We start from the raw sequence: 14,999 nt of genomic DNA on the forward strand, positions 1-14,999 counted from the left end.
CTCAGAAAGCTCGCCAAGCTCCTGCCCAACGGAACGCAGGTGAGGGCCGCGTGAAGGGCGAATGCGCCCGCAGGCAAATCGCAGCTCGTGATCGCCTCGCTCGCAGGCCGACTTTTTCAACGGTATCGGCGCCGAGCAGGCGCGGAACCTCCGCGCGAAAGTCCGGCTTGCGACGGAGCACTCTATCTCACCAGTCACCTGCGCACATGATCGTCAGGACACGCGCGGTGATAGCCGGGTCAGCGGGGTCTTTGGATCCCGTCGTCATATTTAAATTGAAGTAGTCAACCTTGAAGAACAGCCGCTCACCGTTCGCATTGAAGGCGCCGAAGTCATGTTCGCCGAACGGATCATTCGCTTCGTTGAAGTCTGCAAAGCTGCGGACGCGACGGAGAATTTCGCGCTGGGCGATGCGGCCAAGCGCTCTGACCGCTGCGGTCATGACCACCGTACCGCCGGAGAGTGTCTGGCGGAAGGTAGGCGTCCTGCCAGCGGTCCAGCCACGGCCGAAGGCAGAGCTGAAGGAAGCTCGCGGCCATCTGCTCGGTGTTGGACCAAGTGCCGCGCGACAATTCGAAGATCATGGTCGGCGGCACGCCGAAGACGCGGGCGATTTCGCGGACCTGTTCAAGACGATGCTCAAGGAACTGGGCATCGGTGCTCTTCATCGTCTGCGGCAGGTATTCACGGCCGCCGTCAAGAATGAGCGGGTCGCCATTCTCCGCGTGCTGCCGCCAGCGACGCCACGACTTGAGGATGTTGCCGAGGGTCTTAGCACCCTGTTCCCCCTCGGGAATCTTGTTCGGGTCTCTGATAATGGCCCTCGGAAGGGCGCCAGAGCCGAAGAACTGCGCGGCGTAGCCCTCCAAGAGCATGGAAACGCCGATGGCTTCCTTGCCGAGCTGCACAGGGGACATGTCGGCGAACGCGGGGACATAGAGCACGTCACGGAACGACAGGCGGCGCTGCACGCGGTTCGCGTCGGTGACGATGTAGTAGGGTTCGCCGTCATCCTTGAAACGGCGCTGCACCGTGCCGGGCTGAAGGCGGTTGATCTCGTAAGGGCGCCCGTCGCCAGTGCGGACAACATGGGCATAGCCGGCGCCATGAAGCAGGGCGTCGGTCGTCAGCAGGGTGCGGAGGTGGCCGGCGCTGGTCCAGCCGTTGACGCGGTTGTGTGCGAGGCGGTTGCCGGCGTGATCCTTGGCAGCTTCCTTGCTTCCGTTAGCGTCTCGATAGAGCTTGCAAGGAAGGGAGCCGACCGTCTCAGCGATCAGACGCACAGCATGAAGAACGGCAGGGACGCGAAGCGCGGTGTGCGCAGTAACGGAAACACCGGAGGCAGGCGGCAGCGCGCCGAATAAATCGACTATTGAGAGATCAGAGAGGGGGATTGCCTTCTGAACCAATCCAAAGCCAAGGGACTTCCTTACGCTGCCGGCTAACTCGCGGAACACAGCTCAACCTGCACCAACTCAACGGTGAAGATTCTCTCACGAGTGAATTCGTGAGGCAATCAAAAATGATTATATTCCTATAAAAGACAGTTAACCTATAAATGCCTTAGCTGCGCTAGCCGCCCGTCGTTCCGAGTGCACTCCTTGGCGCAGTCGGCTCTGCGGAATGGGTTTTGATGAAATTGGAGATGCATGGAAACGGATCAACATTCTTATTCCAATCCGTATGGGCGGCCCTAAATTTTGGCAGCGATGTCCAATTCAAGTTGATTAGGAAAGAAAATTGACTTTCTATGATTTCACGATCAGCGGTCGCGCTATCCCACACGGACAAAATAGATTCCAGCGTGTTCAAATATGATACGATGATAGATCTAATGTGCGCGTGGTATTGCCCGCCGATATATAATCTACCCTCTCTCTTTATTCGCGTTATATCAAAATCTGCAAATTTTGGATCAAGAGAATCCGTCGCTAAATCAATCATCTTTTCTGTAGCATCTACATAAAATGGATCGATCTCGACAAGAGAATTACACTGATCCACACTAAGTTGGCTGACAGATTCCCTGACGCTCGATGTTTATATTTTTAGACTGTTTGTCCACACAAACATCATCTCAGTTGCCATCTGACGGCGCGACCTCTCATGATCATCCGCGATTTGATCGTAAGGTGCCTTCAGCTGCTTATTGGAATGTTTGATTTGATTGAGGATGAGAACCGCACTAGCTGCGGCCACTGCGCAAGTCGCCCACTCCGCGAGATTTCCAGCTTCCACCGCCGCCCCCCCAACAACTCTGTATTTATCGGCCCATGCTGCTTCATTGCAGTAGATACGTAATCGAAACTTGTTCAATTATCGTGTTTCGTGTGTCGCTTTCTATACCGCTTTGGTCAACTGCTGCACATCAAACTGAACCTTGTTGATGGCCTCGCGCAGCACTGTCAGTGAGCTGTCGTGCACATAGTCGGCGCCAGACGATGCATCGTCGTGCCCGGTGATTCGTTGCTCAACGATCTCGGGACACCCGCCAGAGCAAGGCCGGTCTTCAAGGTGTGCCTGAACGAGTGGAAGACCTTGTTCTCGTCGTGGATGTCCACCTTCGGCAGGTAGGTCCGATTGAACCAACGCGGGATGAACTGGCTATAGGGCTGGTTCACCACGCGCTTCTTTGCGGCTGCGTTCTCTATTGATGCCTGCCCATCGCGGAACCAATCCGGGAACAGACGATCCGCGCCGATCTTGCGGAGATAAGCAATCCGGTCCTGCAAGCCGAGCGCGAGCAGCGTCCGGTGCACCGGGACTAGCCTACGCGACTGCTTGTTCTTCATCTTCTCCTCGATCGCGAACACCAACACGCCGCGAACCTCGTTGATGCTATCGAGGCGAAGCTGCGCGATCTCAGAGGCGCGCATGCCACTGTAGAGCGCAATAAGCAGCGCCCAGCGCTTTTCCGTCAGCTTCGGTGAGGGATCGAACAGGGGCGCCGCAAATATCTTTTGAAGATCGACGGCGCTGAAAGGCACGCGGTCTTCATCGGGATCGCGGGCGCTGCGATCCACCCGGACGCCTTTCGCCACGTTGTCGGGGGCGATGCTGTTGTTGGCGCACCACGTCAGAAGCGCGCTTAACCGCGACAGCCACTTGTCGTTGATGGTCGTAGCGTTGAGCGTCGCGAACGGTTCCTTGCGCGCCCTGTTGAGCCGAATGGCCTCGGGGAGCGTTTTTTCGGGGAAGCGCTTGGTGTAGTTCGAGGGCGCTTCTAGCAGGGCGTTCTTATAGCGAGCACGTCTTGCCGGGTGATTCGATAGGCCGGCTTCGCCTCGCCAAGGAATTCCTCGAACATCCGCACCGCGACTTCGTATTCATAGACCGTGCCGGGCTTGCCCTGCTTCTCCATCATCATGGCCGAGAGGATGACGGAGAGGGGCTTTGCGCTGTCAGGGCCGATCATTCGGACGCGCAGGGGATCGGCCGCCGTCGAGGGCAGTTCGCTCGCCGGGAGCAGCATGGGGTGCTTCGGCGGGGCGTCAGGCTCGCCGCGATCTCGCCGATTCTGATTTTCAATCGTCTCGGCCTTCAGGCCAGCGAACATCCGGGCGAGGTCGCGCCATTTGTCGGTGCCCTTCTCGGGAACCTCGTTGCTCTCGTCGGCGAATTCGTCAACCGCCCATTGGATCAGCGCGGCTAGCTCGTCGTCCTCTGCGCCTCCCCTCGCCGCCCGCTTCAGGGCGTAATAGTAGGTTGGACGGAATTTCGCCTCGTGCTGCGGATCATATGCGTTCGGCAAACTGCGGGCCGCGTCATCCCGCTCAAGCTCCCGGCCGTAGTGAGCAAGCGCCATCTGCCGGACGCTCAAAGGACGGCGCCGGGAGGGGGCGGCAGGGTTGAGCGCGGTCACGCGGTCGCGGGCCTGATCCAATTCCATCTGCATGCGGTGGATCGCGGACGAAAGCAGTCGAATCGCCACAGCCCGGTCGGCGCCTAGAGGCTCAGTCAGTTCCCGCTTGCCGACGATAGGGCGAAGCGAAGCCGGGACAGTGAGGCGCGCATAGTAGCGGCCATTGCGCGGGAGCAGGTTCCTGATTTTGCCGGCCCTCATGCCCTCTGCCAGAGCGATTTTGTAGCAAGATTTGTAGCAGAGGTATGGGAAAAGCCGTTGGAGAACAACGCTTTTTCAAGGCCGCCAATGGCTTAGAAGGAAATGGCGGAGACGGAGGGATTCGAACCCTCGATACCCTTGTGGGGTATGCTCATTTAGCAAACGAGTGCCTTCAGCCTCTCGGCCACGTCTCCGTTGCAGGCTCTATGCCTGATTGCGAAGCGCTTTGACAAGTCGTCCCATGCAGATCGCAGTGAATCTCGCTCTTGCACCGCCAGCCGGACACCGGACCCGCAGCTCTTCAGGACGAGCGCGCGCCATCGAATTCGTCGACCCAGGCGAGCGCTTCAGGCAGCGTCTCGAAGACCGGCCCGTGCAGCACCTCGTCTTCGGCCTCGGTCAGGCCGAAGCGGATGCCGTAGCCGCTGGGCTCGCGCCTGATGGTGACGAGGTGGCGGGCGGCGAGGTGCGCCTGGCCGCAAGGGGCGTGCAAGGAGGGATCAGGCATGGGCAAGTCCGGGGTAAGGTCCAGCGATCTAACGCGGCGCCGGCTGAACGGTTCCCGAACGGCCAGGCGCCTCCCCCTCCGCTACGCCGCACCGCCTGACGAAGCCGCCAGCCGCATTCTGCGACGAATGGATGGCCCTGAACGTCGGCGCTGCAGCGGCCCGAAATCCCACAGCGGGCGCCCCCTGCCGATTGCGGGGCACAGGCCTGCGAAGCGACTGGACAGGGCGAAGTTCAGCCTCTATATCGCCCCAACCAGCACGAAGCGGACGCCGCTTCGCCGGAGCGCCCAGGTAGCTCAGTTGGTAGAGCATGCGACTGAAAATCGCAGTGTCGGTGGTTCGATTCCGCCCCTGGGCACCATTCCTATTCTTCGCCATTGAAATCCTTGGGCTTTCTCGCCTGTTTTTCTTCACCGGCACGACTGGCCGGAAAAGTGGGGAAGATTTGTTTAGGCTTCGTCCCCCTCGTCCTCCTCGATGTCGAGGTCTTCGATGCCGTCCAGGTCGCCGAGGTCGAGGAAGAGCATGCCCGCTTTCGCCAGCTTCCGGCGCCTCGCCTTCTTGGTATACAGCGCCGCCTGCTTCGGGCTCTCCCAGCCGTAGATCGCCATCAGCATGTGCTCGGTCGCAGCGCTCTCGCGTGATGGACGGTCCATCATCCGCGGAAGATCAGGCTACGTCCGGCGCTACTCTGCGAAAAGCAGGGAGCTACCGACGTTCGCCGCAAGACGACCCGAAATTTATCGGCTTCCTCGTCGTGGAACGAGATCTCGCGAGTGCACAGCCGCGGGCGCTGCCCCCTTTGATGGCCTCGCCCACTCCGGCTTTGGCTGAACAGGCGACCCGCCGCGTGATGTGATGCCAGGTGCACAGAGGCCTCGTGCCATACCGGCGTTAGGGATCTTCAGCTCTGCTTCGGCCTGGTCACACGTGATCCACGTTTCGCCTTTGCCGAGCGCATGACAGCCCCCAAGCTGAAGGGTCCTCCTTCTCTTCCGGCAATCCGGGTTTTCCGGCGATGCCGAGATAGCGAAGGAGCGCCACGCCTCCCACGAGTGTGCGTAGCCTTTAAGCCATCGCATTTTCTCTGAACGGTGTCTGAGCGGCAGCTTCACGCGCATAACGCGTAGTGCCCATGTCGGCCGCTCGATCTCCCACAGGCGGAGGCATGCCTCCCAGGTCCGACACCCGGACTCCGAAATTGGGCAAAACTGATCACGAAAGCCGCCGATCCCGGATATCCATTATCCGCTCGCAGATCTCGTTGTGATCGGCGAGCATCGTCTGCAGGGGCGTCAACGGCCGGAACGCGCGGGGGTCCTGCTCGTAGTCAACCTCTTCGCTCCACGCCTCGATCGCCTGATCGGCCGCCGACATCTGATCTTCTGAAGGCGCGGCGCCGCCCTTTTGACCGGACTCCTCGGCGATACGGAGGGCGATTTTCTGGCGAAGCTCGTGCTCGAGGGTGAGCAGGGGCTCCAGTTCGTCGGTGTATGCCACCCAGTGGCCTCCCTGCTCAGCTCAGCCAGCGATCGCCCATGGCTCCGACGAGCCACAGCCTGTTACGGAGATAGCGTACGCGCCACCCCAGCCGCCAGGATTCGCAGATGTCGCGCACCGCGGTTAGGGTTGCATAGCTTGGCGTTGCCGGTTTTGGCAGTGCGGAAGGCGAAGGTTGTCGAACAGCCTATCGCGTTGGCGAATGGCGGCGGGCCTTATGCGCTCGTGCAGTCCAACGGGAGCCGCGCTCGCCGTGATGCACAAGAAATCGTCGGGCTTCGAGCCGGGCGACGGGGCTAAGCCTGGAACCGCTCAAAAGCAGTTCACCATGCCGCCTTTGATGGTGCAGGTGCGCGGGCCGGCCTTCTCCTTTGCGGCTTCTGCCGCCAGCTCTGCGAAATGGCGCGAGTACTCGGGGCTGCCCATCTCCGTCGCGTCGGCCTCGCCCGCCACATTCGGGCCGTCGATAGCGGCGCAACCCGACATCATCGCGGCGCAGATAACGGCAATGAGCGCTTTCATTCCATAGCTCCTAACCGCACCAATCCCACCAGAAGCCGGAGCATCGCCAACGCCGTTGCATTAGTCGAGATGGCCCCGCCACAGCGCAGAGCTGCGGCGGGGCCATTTATTTGCGAGGAGCGAAACATCTGGGTGGGTTGCAACTCGCCCCGCGCGACGCCGTTCTGGTGCTTTCCAGAGCCGCTGGCATCCTTCGATCGAAGGATGCCAGCGGCCGGGTTTCTGCAATACGCGCTTCACGTAGCGGAACTCTGGCCTATCCTTGGTCGCGCGCCAGCGGCAGCGGTCAGCCTTCCTCATCCTCCCGCCGCGAGGGGCCGGTCTCGGCCTCGTCCAGCGGCTCGCCGGGCACGACATAGCTGCCCTTCAGCCAGCGGCCGAGATCGATGTCGGCACAGCGCGAAGAGCAGAACGGCTTGTAGCGCTGCACCATCGGCTTGCCGCAGATCGGGCAAGGCTTGGCGGGCGGCGCGGCCTTCGGTTCATCAACCATATTTGAGCGTGACCCCTCCATCGACGACGAGTTCGATGCCGGTGACATAGCGCGCTTCGTCGCTCGCAAGGAAGAGCGCGGCATAGGCCACGTCCCAGGCCTCGCCCATATGGCCCATCGGCACCTGCGCGTCGCGCATCGCCCACATCGCCGCGACGTCGCCCTCGCCATAGGCCTGGGTGAGGCCGGCGGAGTGCTCGACCATCGGCGTCTTCATCAGCCCGGGCAGGATCGCGTTCACGCGGATGTTCTGCGGGGCGTATTGCACGGCGGTGGCGCGGGTGAGCTGGTTCAGCGCCGCCTTGGTGGCGGAGTAGCTGGCATAGGGCACGCCGATATGGCCGATCGAGGCGATCGAGGAGATGTTGATGATCGAGCCGCCCTCGCCCGTCTCCTCGAACTGGCGCTGCATCACCGGGATGACGTGCTTCATCGCCAGGAAGGCGCCGGTGAGGTTGACCTTGAAGACGCGGTCCCAAACCTCCTCGGGCAGGTCGACGACGCCGCCGACCTCGACGATGCCGACATTGTTGTCGAGGATGTCGATGCGGCCATAGCGGCCGAGCGCCCGGCCAATGAGATCGGCCACAGCCTCGGCCTTGGTGACGTCGGCCTCGACCGCGAAGGCCTGGCCGCCCTCGTTCTGGATGATCGCGGCGGTCTCCTCGGCGGCGTCGCGGTTAATGTCGGCGCAGATCACCTTGGCGCCCTGACGGGCGAAGATCGTCGCCGTCGCCTTGCCGTTGCCCCAGCCGGGACCGATCGAGCCCGCGCCGGCGACGATCGCCACCTTGCCCCTGAGACGCTCGCCCATGAACTCCATCCTCCCTGCGGCGCCTTGTCAGACCGGCGCGGTTGTGACGGCAAGGATCGGGGTTTCGCGCGGCCGAGGCAAGCCGGCTCGCTATGAGGCGGTATTCATCCAGCCGAAGCGGATCGGAAAACCCTCGCCGCCGAGCAGGTTGACCGTCTCGTAGAGCGGCAGGCCGACGACGCTCGTATAGGAGCCGACGAGCTTGACCACGAAGGAGCCGGCAATGCCCTGGATGGCGTAGGCGCCGGCCTTGCCGCGCCATTCGCCCGAGGCGAGGTAGAGTTCGAGATCCTCACTCGAGAGCCGCTTGAAGCGCACGCGCGTCTCGACGATGCGGTCGCGGATGGTGCCTGAAGGCGTCACCACGGCGACGCCGGTATAGACGCGGTGGGCGCGGCCGGAGAGCAGGCGCAGGCAGGCGGCGGCCTCGTCGACGATCTCGGCCTTGGGCAGGATGCGGCGGCCGACGGCGACGACGGTGTCGGCGGCGACGATGTAGCAGCCTTCCAGATCGGGACGGCTCCTGGCGCCTTCGCGCGCGGCCTCGGCCTTCTCGCGGGCGAGCCGGCGGGCGAGGTCGCGCGGGCGCTCGCCCTTGTGCGGGGTCTCGTCGAGATCGGCCGGCAGCATCGCGTCGGGCTTGAGGCCGGCCTGCTCCAGCAGCGCGAGCCGGCGCGGCGAAGCCGAGGCCAGGACCAGCATCGGGCGCCAGCCGGGATGTTTGGGAGATGAGAAGAAACTCAAGGGGCGCTCGACATCGCTCAGGGCGCAGCCGGGGCGGCCGCCTTCAAGATCATGGCTCTAGATCATTTTCGCAATCGGCGAAACGCCGTGGCCCGGCCCGCGTTCAGCCCAGCCAATTGTGAAAATCGGGGATGCAGCATGCTGAATGCGCATAAATTGCGCAGCGGAGTCGCTCTCATCGCATTGCACAACGACCCGGAGCTTGCCACATTGGCTAGACGGGGCGTCGCATCGCCCTGCGAGGTCGTGGCAAGGTCCCGCCCTCCCCCAGCTTCCGGAGTACCTAGCTGCAATGGCGGTATCGAATCGGCGCTCGCGTCCCACGACCGGGACCGCGGGGGAGACTCAGGCGCTCGTCAGCAAAGTCTTGACCATGCAGGCCGATGCCGGCCTCACCATCGCGATGCGGATGCCGATCCTGCTCAAGGGCGCGCTCGGCGACAGCCGCGGCCAGCGCGAGGCGGCCAAGGCCATGACCGAGAAGGTCTCGGCGGTGATGGAGAGCGGCTTCGCCGCGACCCAGGCCGTCGGTCTGTTCTGGTGGGGTATGGCGCTCAATCCCCTCGGCCAGTTCGACATCGCAGAAGCTGCCGCCAAGGCCGCCAACAGCACGCTCGAACCCTTCTCGAAGCGGACCCGCGCCAATGCGGCGCGGCTCGGCGGACGCAAGCGGCGCTAGCTGACGCTCTTATCTCGCGGCAACCTCTCGGCGTCATCCCGGACAAGCCGCGTTTGCGGCGCAGCTCCGGGATCCATCGTAAAGCGCCGAGTCCTACGATGGATCCCGGAGCTCCGCTTCGCTCCGTCCGGGATGACGGCGCTTGATTCTGTAAATCCAGCAGGTCCTAGCTCGCGCTGCCGGCCGAATTCGGCTCGCCCGCCTTCTCCGGCTCCGGCGCAATCGCAGCGTCCGGCATAGCCGCATTATGCTCGCGCTCGAGCTTGCGGTAGCGCGCGGCGCTGACCGGGATCAGCGCCAGATAGGCGATGACGATCAGCGAGAGCATCTCGAACGGATAGGCCACGAGCAGGCCGGCCAGCACGACCACGGCGACGAAGATCGGCAGCACGTTCTCGCGCGGCACGCGGGTGCCGAGCGTCTTGCCGGCATAGCAGGGGATGCGCGAGATCGTCAGGAAAGCGATGAACAGGATGTAGATGCCGACGAAGACGGCGCCGTATTCCTGCACGGGCACACCGATGAACTGCAGGTAGAGCGGCAGCATAGCTGTCACGGCACCCGCGGGCGCCGGCATACCGACGAAGAAGTTCTTCTGCCAGTCCGGCCGGTTGGGATCGTCCAGCATCACGTTGAAGCGCGCGAGCCTGAGCGCCATGGCGCAGGCCAGCGTCAGCGCGATGATCCAGCCGAAGGAGCGCAGGTCGTGCAGGACGAAGATCCAGAGCACGTAGCCGGTCGCCACGCCGAAATTGACGAAGTCCGAGAGCGAATCGAGCTCCGCCCCAAAGCGGGACGTGCCCTTCAGGAAGCGCGCCAGGCGGCCATCGACGCCGTCGAGCAGGGCGGCGGCGAGGATGCAATAGGTCGCCGTGTCGAGCTTGCCCTCGACCACCAGCCGCATCGCGGTGAGGCCCAGGCACAGCGCCAGCAAGGTGATGACGTTCGGCGCAAGCAGCCGGAACGGGATCGGCTTGAAGCGGGCGCGCTTCGATTCGACCCGCTCGGGCTCGAAAGGGGGAAAGAGGTCGCTCATGCCGGCGGGAATACGCGGTTTTCGAAGCGGAAGCTAGGCTGTCTCCTTCTCCCCCCGGGGGAGAAGGTGGCCCGCCGCAGGCGGGTCGGATGAGGGAAGTTCAGTGCGTGGCAACTGTTACGTCTCACCCGGTCATTCCTGCCCTCATCCGCCAGCGCTTCGCGCTGCCACCTTCTCCCCCGAGGGGAGAAGGGAAGGCTCAAATCATCCGGAACGAACGCTTCGGCTCGGTCGCGCTCATGTCGGCCAGCACGGTCTCGCCGGCGATCGCGGTCTGGCCCTCGCCGACCAGGGGCTGCACGCTCGTCGGCAGGTAGACGTCGACGCGCGAGCCGAAGCGGATCAGGCCGAAGCGCTCGCCGGTCGCCAGCGCGTCGCCCTGCTTGACGAAGGGCACGATGCGACGCGCGATCAGCCCGGCGATCTGGACGACGCCGACGATGCCGGCCGGCGTCTGGATGGCCAGTGCGTTGCGCTCGTTGTCGTCGCTCGCCTTGTCGAGCTCGGCGTTGAGGAAGAGGCCGGGCGTATAGGCCATCTTGAGGATGGTGCCGGAGACCGGGGCGCGGTTCACGTGGCAGTCGAAGACGTTCATGAAGATCGAGATGCGCGTCATCGGCTCGGCCGGCAGCTCGAGCTCCGGCGGCGGCACGGCGAGCGCGACCTGGCTGACGCGGCCATCGGCCGGCGAGATCACCAGGCCCTCGCGCTGCGGCGTGATCCGGATCGGATCGCGGAAGAAATAGCAGATCCAGAGCGTGATCAGCGCGCCGACCCAGCCGAAGGGCGACCAGAGCTGGCCGAGCACGATCGTCGCCGCGACGCCGATCGCGATGAAGAGATAGCCCTCCTTGTGGATGGGCACGATCAGCTTGCGGCAGGAATCGATCAGCGACATGAGAATCCCGTTTGTCTCGTTGGCGCTCGCGCGCAGGCTTTTCGCGGGGCCGGGCCGCGCGCATTGCCGCGTGATTTAGGGGGTTCGGCCGTCCGGGGGAAGGGGCTGGGGCTTACAGGCGCGGTTTTGCGCCATAATGTTCCAAGCGGGTGGTGCCCCCCATGACGATCGACGCGTCCTTTCTCCCAAAGCTTTCCCATGAAGACGTGAGCTTGCATCTGAGCGAGCGCCATGACGCCGAGCACTCGCCATGGGGCGCCCTCTCCTACCGGTTCGACATCATCGTCGCCGGCCGGCGCGCGGGTACGATCAGCCTGCGGGTCGGGACGACGCACCTGCTGACCCATCTCGCCGGCCAGATCGGCTTCTCGGTCGACCCGACGTTCAGGGGTCGCGGCCTGGCTCGCAAGGCCGTGCTGGCGCTGCTGCCGGCCGCCCGCCTCCACGGCCTGCGCGAACTCTGGCTGACCACCACGGAAGACAACCTCGCCTCGCGCCGCACGCTGGAGAATCTCGGCTGCAGCTTCGCCGGGCGCGTCCCGGTGCCGCAAAACTACGTCTCCTACGCGCAGGGCGAACGGGAGAAGCTGCGCTTCCGGCTGGCTTTGGACGGCGGCGACTGAAGCGGTCATAAATTCACATACGCGCACAAATTCGGTCATCCAACTGTCGTCCACCTGCGCTTCATTGGCGTCGAAGCCAAGGAGGACGAGATGAGCCATTCGACGTTGACGCGCCGCCAGGCGCTGGCAGTGAGCCTTGCCGCCGGTCTTGCGGGCAGCATGGGCGCGCAGGCGCAGGAGAAGGCGCGCAAGGGCCTGCGGATCGCGATGTCCGGCTATCCGCCGGCGCTGGAGCCGGTGCTGTTCAACCACACCGCGACGCGGCGCGTGGCGCCGCAGATGTTCGACACGCTGACTGCCTTCGACCATAGCCACGGCATGGCGCTGCGCCCGGCGCTGGCCGAGCGCTGGGAGCGCATCGACGCTAAGGCGCTCAAGCTGCATCTGCGCCGGGGGGTGACCTTCCACGACGGCAGCCCGTTCACGGCCGATGACGTCGCCTTCAGCCTCGGGCCGGACCATCTGCTTGGCCCCGGCCGCTCGGGCCGCTCGATCGCGCTGCAGACGCTCTCGACGCTCGACCGGGTCGAGGTCGTCGATCCGTTCACGGTGATCCTGCACGCGAAGGAGAACGACGCGCTGCTGGAGCAGCGGCTCGCCGCCTGGGGCGCCGAGATCGTCTGCAAGCGCGCCTTCGAGGCCGCCGGCTCCTGGGAGAAATGGACCGCGGCTCCCGTCGGCTCCGGCCCCTACAAGCTCGTCGAGCAGAAGCTCGACCTGCATGTGAAGCTCGCGGCGCATGACGCCTATTGGGGCGGCCGGCCGCATTACGAGACCGTCGAATACCGCATCGTGCCGGAGCTGGCCTCGCGGGTGAACGGGCTGATCACCAACCAGTACGACATCGTCACCGACGTCTCGCCGGACCAGTTCCCCGACGTGCAGGGCCGCAAGGAGCTGGAGATCGTCGGCGGCGCCGTGCAGAACCTGCGCTTCCTCTCGATCGACCAGGATGCGCCCGTGCTCAAGGACGTGCGCATCCGCCGGGCGCTCAGCCTGGCGATCGACCGCAAGCTCTTCGTCGAGACGCTGTGGGGCAACCGCGTGCCGGTGCCCAACGGCTTCCAGCTGCCGAGCTTCGGCTCGGGCTATATCGAGGATTTCCCGGCGCTGGCCTATGATCCGAAGCTGGCGCGCGAGCTGATCGCGGCGTCCGGCTACAAGGGCGAGCCGATCACCTACCGCCTGCTCAACAACTACTACACCAACCAGGTCTCGGGCGCGCAGGTGATGATCGAGATGTGGAAGGCCGTCGGCCTCAACGTCCAGATCGAGATGCTGGAGAACTTCTCGCAGATCCAGAAGAAGCCGGTGAACGCGATCTACGATTCATCCTCGACCGCGATCTTCCTCGACCAGCTCGGCCAGGCCTGGCGCGAGTTCGGCCCGAACGGCACCTTGCCGAAGCAGGTGGGAATCTGGTCGAATAGCGAATATTTCGACCTGGGCGCCAAGCTCCAGACCACCGTCGCGATCGCTGAACGCCGCAAGCTCCTGACCCGCATGCTCGAAATCGTCGACCGGGACGACCCGCCCGTCATCATCCTGCACGTATCCGGCCAGTTCTATGGCAAGCGCAAGGACGTTGCCTGGGTGCCCGGGCAGACGCTCGACCTCGATTTCGGGCCGTTCAACGGGGCGTTCGCAAGAGGCTGATTTGATGCGGGATAGCGAAGACCGGGCATTACGCAACCGGGCCGGCGGCGCACTCGGCGCCGCCCGACAGCAGGAGATCCTGAGCCTGATCGCGCGCGGCGAGATCATCGCCGTCAACGCACTGTCCGAGCGCTTCGGCGTGTCGCAGGAGACGGTGCGGCGCGACATCCGCGCGCTGGAGGAGGCCGGCCTGCTGCAGCGCGTCCATGGCGGAGCGATGCCGACGGGAACGGTCGACCTCGCGGCGCGCCGGCCGGTGATGGAGCGGCTTGGCCTCGGGCGCGAGGCCAAGCAGGCGGCGGCGCAGGCGGCGCTGCCGCTGTTTCGGGACGGGATGCACGTCTTCCTCGGCGGCAGCTCGACCATGCTGCTGCTCGCCGAGCTGCTGGCGAAGCGGAATCATGCGCTGACCGTCACCACCAACATGGTCGACATCGCCACGGTGCTGGCCGGCAACAGCGCCTGCGAGGTCTCGCTGCTCGGCGGCATCCTCAAGCCGGCGACGCATACCTTGACCGGCGTCGAGACGATCCGGGCGCTGGAGCGGCGCGTCTTCGACCTCGCGGTCTGCGGCGCAAGCGCCTTCGATCCGGTGCACGGCATCCTCGGCCCCAGCGCCTGGCATGCCGAGATCGGCGACACGCTGGGCCGGCAGGCGCGGCGGCTCGCCTATGTGATCGACGCTTCGAAATTCGGCCGCTCGGACGCGCATGTGGTGCGGCCCGTCACGGAGATCCACGCGATCGCGACCAACAAGGAACCCGACGCGACCTGCCGCAGCGGCTGCGAGGCGGCCGGGATCATGTTGCTGGTCGCAGCGGCGGAGGCTGCCGAGCAGGCGGTGGAAGGCGCGAGCCCGGCCTGAGCTGCTCCTGCTTCAGGCCGCCTGCGGCCCGGCGGGGAAGCGGCGCGCGGCCAGATAGGTCAGCACCGCGAAGGCGACGAACAGCGCGCCCTGCGCGATGGCGAAAGGAGGCTCGGACTGGGTCGGCGCAAGCGCGTGCAGCGCCGGCGCCTTCAGGAAGGCCTGGAACACGCCGACGAAGCAGAGCAGGTAATGCGCGATCACCACGCAGATCGCATAGATGCGCCGCCAGGGGCCTTCGAGCATGCGCGCATAGAGCCCGTAGCCAGCCGGCACGAGCAGGAGGATCGAGACCACGCCGAAGATGTGCGAGGGCAGGATGCCGGAGGCCGGGAGCGCGAAGCCGGTCGCGCTGGTCGCGAAGGCCGTCGAGAGGAAGGTCCCCGTCCAGCCCGGCTTGGTGTGGCCCTTGAGCAAGGCGGGGACGACGAAGAACCCCGCGAGGATCGCGATCAGGCTAAGCCAGGTGTGGAAACCGGTGAGTGTCGTCGGATCGAACATGGGAAGCCCCCGCCTCGCTTCCGACTCCCGGAAGCGGCCGAAGCATGCCGTAAGAGCAGCTCGCTGGCCAGCGCTTCCGCGAATTGGTCGAAGTCG

18 protein-coding genes and 2 tRNA genes are annotated in these 14,999 nt (G+C 64.4%); 5 read left to right on the top strand and 15 right to left on the bottom strand.

Features of this window, described 5'->3' with window-relative positions; translation table 11 throughout:
• Positions 1 to 187: 187 nt before the first annotated feature.
• The 6 genes from DWF00_RS05510 to DWF00_RS05535 form a co-directional block, all read right to left on the bottom strand.
• Positions 188 to 442, bottom strand: coding sequence for a DUF3768 domain-containing protein (locus DWF00_RS05510; RefSeq protein WP_114830438.1), 255 nt, complete (start codon positions 440 to 442; stop codon positions 188 to 190).
• Positions 351 to 1,409, bottom strand: coding sequence for a phage portal protein (locus tag DWF00_RS05515; RefSeq protein ID WP_245973772.1), 1,059 nt, complete (start codon positions 1,407 to 1,409; stop codon positions 351 to 353). Before DWF00_RS05515 ends, DWF00_RS05510 begins: the two co-directional genes overlap by 92 nt.
• Positions 1,410 to 2,405: 996 nt before the next feature.
• Entirely contained in the window at positions 2,406 to 3,023 is a 618-nt protein-coding gene (locus tag DWF00_RS05520) for a site-specific integrase (RefSeq protein WP_181832740.1), read from the bottom strand.
• Between the two features lie 200 nt (positions 3,024 to 3,223).
• Positions 3,224 to 4,063, bottom strand: a complete 840-nt coding sequence (locus DWF00_RS05525) for a DUF6538 domain-containing protein (RefSeq protein WP_114830441.1) — start codon at positions 4,061 to 4,063, stop codon at positions 3,224 to 3,226.
• A 103-nt stretch (positions 4,064 to 4,166) separates the two neighbouring features.
• Positions 4,167 to 4,257: transfer RNA gene (locus tag DWF00_RS05530), tRNA-Ser, on the bottom strand.
• Between the two features lie 107 nt (positions 4,258 to 4,364).
• Positions 4,365 to 4,571: a hypothetical protein gene (locus DWF00_RS05535; RefSeq protein ID WP_114853003.1), complete on the bottom strand. Its 207-nt coding sequence runs from the start codon at positions 4,569 to 4,571 to the stop codon at positions 4,365 to 4,367.
• A 286-nt stretch (positions 4,572 to 4,857) separates the two neighbouring features.
• On the opposite strand from DWF00_RS05535, the gene DWF00_RS05540 reads away from it, so the two are divergent.
• Positions 4,858 to 4,933 (top strand) — tRNA-Phe (locus DWF00_RS05540).
• An 88-nt stretch (positions 4,934 to 5,021) separates the two neighbouring features.
• On the opposite strand, the gene DWF00_RS29335 is transcribed toward DWF00_RS05540, so the two are convergent.
• From DWF00_RS29335 to DWF00_RS05565, 6 genes are all read right to left on the bottom strand, one after another.
• Positions 5,022 to 5,189 (bottom strand): hypothetical protein, encoded by a 168-nt coding sequence (locus tag DWF00_RS29335; protein ID WP_181832741.1) that lies wholly within the window; start codon positions 5,187 to 5,189, stop codon positions 5,022 to 5,024.
• 598 nt (positions 5,190 to 5,787) lie between these two features.
• A complete protein-coding gene (locus tag DWF00_RS05545) occupies positions 5,788 to 6,072 on the bottom strand; it encodes a hypothetical protein (protein WP_114830443.1) in 285 nt (94 codons plus the stop codon).
• 312 nt (positions 6,073 to 6,384) lie between these two features.
• A complete protein-coding gene (locus DWF00_RS05550; RefSeq protein ID WP_114830444.1) occupies positions 6,385 to 6,594 on the bottom strand; it encodes a hypothetical protein in 210 nt (69 codons plus the stop codon).
• Positions 6,595 to 6,880: 286 nt separating this feature from the next.
• Positions 6,881 to 7,087: a DNA gyrase inhibitor YacG gene (gene yacG, locus DWF00_RS05555; protein ID WP_114830445.1), complete on the bottom strand. Its 207-nt coding sequence runs from the start codon at positions 7,085 to 7,087 to the stop codon at positions 6,881 to 6,883.
• A complete protein-coding gene (locus tag DWF00_RS05560) occupies positions 7,080 to 7,901 on the bottom strand; it encodes an SDR family NAD(P)-dependent oxidoreductase (protein WP_114830446.1) in 822 nt (273 codons plus the stop codon). The genes yacG and DWF00_RS05560 overlap by 8 nt, the downstream gene beginning before the upstream one ends.
• A gap of 90 nt (positions 7,902 to 7,991) precedes the next feature.
• On the bottom strand, positions 7,992 to 8,603 hold the full coding sequence (locus tag DWF00_RS05565; RefSeq protein ID WP_114830447.1) for a Maf-like protein: 612 nt from the start codon (positions 8,601 to 8,603) through the stop codon (positions 7,992 to 7,994).
• 334 nt (positions 8,604 to 8,937) lie between these two features.
• Between DWF00_RS05565 and DWF00_RS05570 the strand changes: the two genes are divergently transcribed.
• Complete coding sequence (locus tag DWF00_RS05570) at positions 8,938 to 9,324, top strand: hypothetical protein (protein ID WP_147284282.1); 387 nt, start codon at positions 8,938 to 8,940, stop codon at positions 9,322 to 9,324.
• 166 nt (positions 9,325 to 9,490) lie between these two features.
• On the opposite strand, the gene DWF00_RS05575 is transcribed toward DWF00_RS05570, so the two are convergent.
• Both DWF00_RS05575 and DWF00_RS05580 read right to left on the bottom strand, forming a co-directional pair.
• On the bottom strand, positions 9,491 to 10,360 hold the full coding sequence (locus tag DWF00_RS05575; protein ID WP_114830449.1) for a CDP-alcohol phosphatidyltransferase family protein: 870 nt from the start codon (positions 10,358 to 10,360) through the stop codon (positions 9,491 to 9,493).
• A gap of 199 nt (positions 10,361 to 10,559) precedes the next feature.
• On the bottom strand, positions 10,560 to 11,264 hold the full coding sequence (locus DWF00_RS05580; RefSeq protein ID WP_281270123.1) for a phosphatidylserine decarboxylase: 705 nt from the start codon (positions 11,262 to 11,264) through the stop codon (positions 10,560 to 10,562).
• A gap of 200 nt (positions 11,265 to 11,464) precedes the next feature.
• Here DWF00_RS05580 and DWF00_RS05585 point away from each other — a divergent pair, with 200 nt between their 5' ends.
• The 3 genes from DWF00_RS05585 to DWF00_RS05595 all read left to right on the top strand — a co-directional run bounded on the left by DWF00_RS05585 (position 11,465) and on the right by DWF00_RS05595 (position 14,402).
• Positions 11,465 to 11,881 (top strand): GNAT family N-acetyltransferase, encoded by a 417-nt coding sequence (locus DWF00_RS05585; RefSeq protein WP_181832742.1) that lies wholly within the window; start codon positions 11,465 to 11,467, stop codon positions 11,879 to 11,881.
• Positions 11,882 to 11,971: 90 nt separating this feature from the next.
• Positions 11,972 to 13,537, top strand: a complete 1,566-nt coding sequence (locus DWF00_RS05590; RefSeq protein WP_114830452.1) for an ABC transporter substrate-binding protein — start codon at positions 11,972 to 11,974, stop codon at positions 13,535 to 13,537.
• Between the two features lie 4 nt (positions 13,538 to 13,541).
• Positions 13,542 to 14,402, top strand: a complete 861-nt coding sequence (locus DWF00_RS05595) for a DeoR/GlpR family DNA-binding transcription regulator (RefSeq protein WP_181832743.1) — start codon at positions 13,542 to 13,544, stop codon at positions 14,400 to 14,402.
• 12 nt (positions 14,403 to 14,414) lie between these two features.
• Here DWF00_RS05595 and DWF00_RS05600 read toward each other — a convergent pair whose 3' ends face one another.
• The gene (locus DWF00_RS05600) at positions 14,415 to 14,903 is read right to left on the bottom strand and encodes a hypothetical protein (RefSeq protein ID WP_114830454.1); all 489 of its coding nucleotides are present in this window, start codon (positions 14,901 to 14,903) and stop codon (positions 14,415 to 14,417) included.
• Positions 14,904 to 14,999 lie beyond the last annotated feature (96 nt).

This window comes from Allobosea caraganae, from assembly GCF_003351345.1.
GTDB lineage: Bacteria > Pseudomonadota > Alphaproteobacteria > Rhizobiales > Beijerinckiaceae > Allobosea > Allobosea caraganae.

Excerpts from the sequence above, each read along its gene's own strand:
- DWF00_RS05565 (WP_114830447.1), bottom strand. The coding sequence starts at position 8,603 with ATGCTGGTCCTGGCCTCGGCTTCGCCGCGCCGGCTCGCGCTGCTGGAG.
- DWF00_RS05535 (WP_114853003.1), bottom strand. The coding sequence starts at position 4,571 with ATGCCTGATCCCTCCTTGCACGCCCCTTGCGGCCAGGCGCACCTCGCC.
- DWF00_RS05590 (WP_114830452.1), top strand. The coding sequence starts at position 11,972 with ATGAGCCATTCGACGTTGACGCGCCGCCAGGCGCTGGCAGTGAGCCTT.
- DWF00_RS05525 (WP_114830441.1), bottom strand. The coding sequence starts at position 4,063 with ATGAGGGCCGGCAAAATCAGGAACCTGCTCCCGCGCAATGGCCGCTAC.
- DWF00_RS05600 (WP_114830454.1), bottom strand. The coding sequence starts at position 14,903 with ATGTTCGATCCGACGACACTCACCGGTTTCCACACCTGGCTTAGCCTG.
- DWF00_RS05550 (WP_114830444.1), bottom strand. The coding sequence starts at position 6,594 with ATGAAAGCGCTCATTGCCGTTATCTGCGCCGCGATGATGTCGGGTTGC.
- DWF00_RS05560 (WP_114830446.1), bottom strand. The coding sequence starts at position 7,901 with ATGGGCGAGCGTCTCAGGGGCAAGGTGGCGATCGTCGCCGGCGCGGGC.
- DWF00_RS29335 (WP_181832741.1), bottom strand. The coding sequence starts at position 5,189 with ATGCTGATGGCGATCTACGGCTGGGAGAGCCCGAAGCAGGCGGCGCTG.
- DWF00_RS05570 (WP_147284282.1), top strand. The coding sequence starts at position 8,938 with ATGGCGGTATCGAATCGGCGCTCGCGTCCCACGACCGGGACCGCGGGG.
- DWF00_RS05575 (WP_114830449.1), bottom strand. The coding sequence starts at position 10,360 with ATGAGCGACCTCTTTCCCCCTTTCGAGCCCGAGCGGGTCGAATCGAAG.
- DWF00_RS05510 (WP_114830438.1), bottom strand. The coding sequence starts at position 442 with ATGACCGCAGCGGTCAGAGCGCTTGGCCGCATCGCCCAGCGCGAAATT.
- DWF00_RS05595 (WP_181832743.1), top strand. The coding sequence starts at position 13,542 with ATGCGGGATAGCGAAGACCGGGCATTACGCAACCGGGCCGGCGGCGCA.
- yacG (WP_114830445.1), bottom strand. The coding sequence starts at position 7,087 with ATGGTTGATGAACCGAAGGCCGCGCCGCCCGCCAAGCCTTGCCCGATC.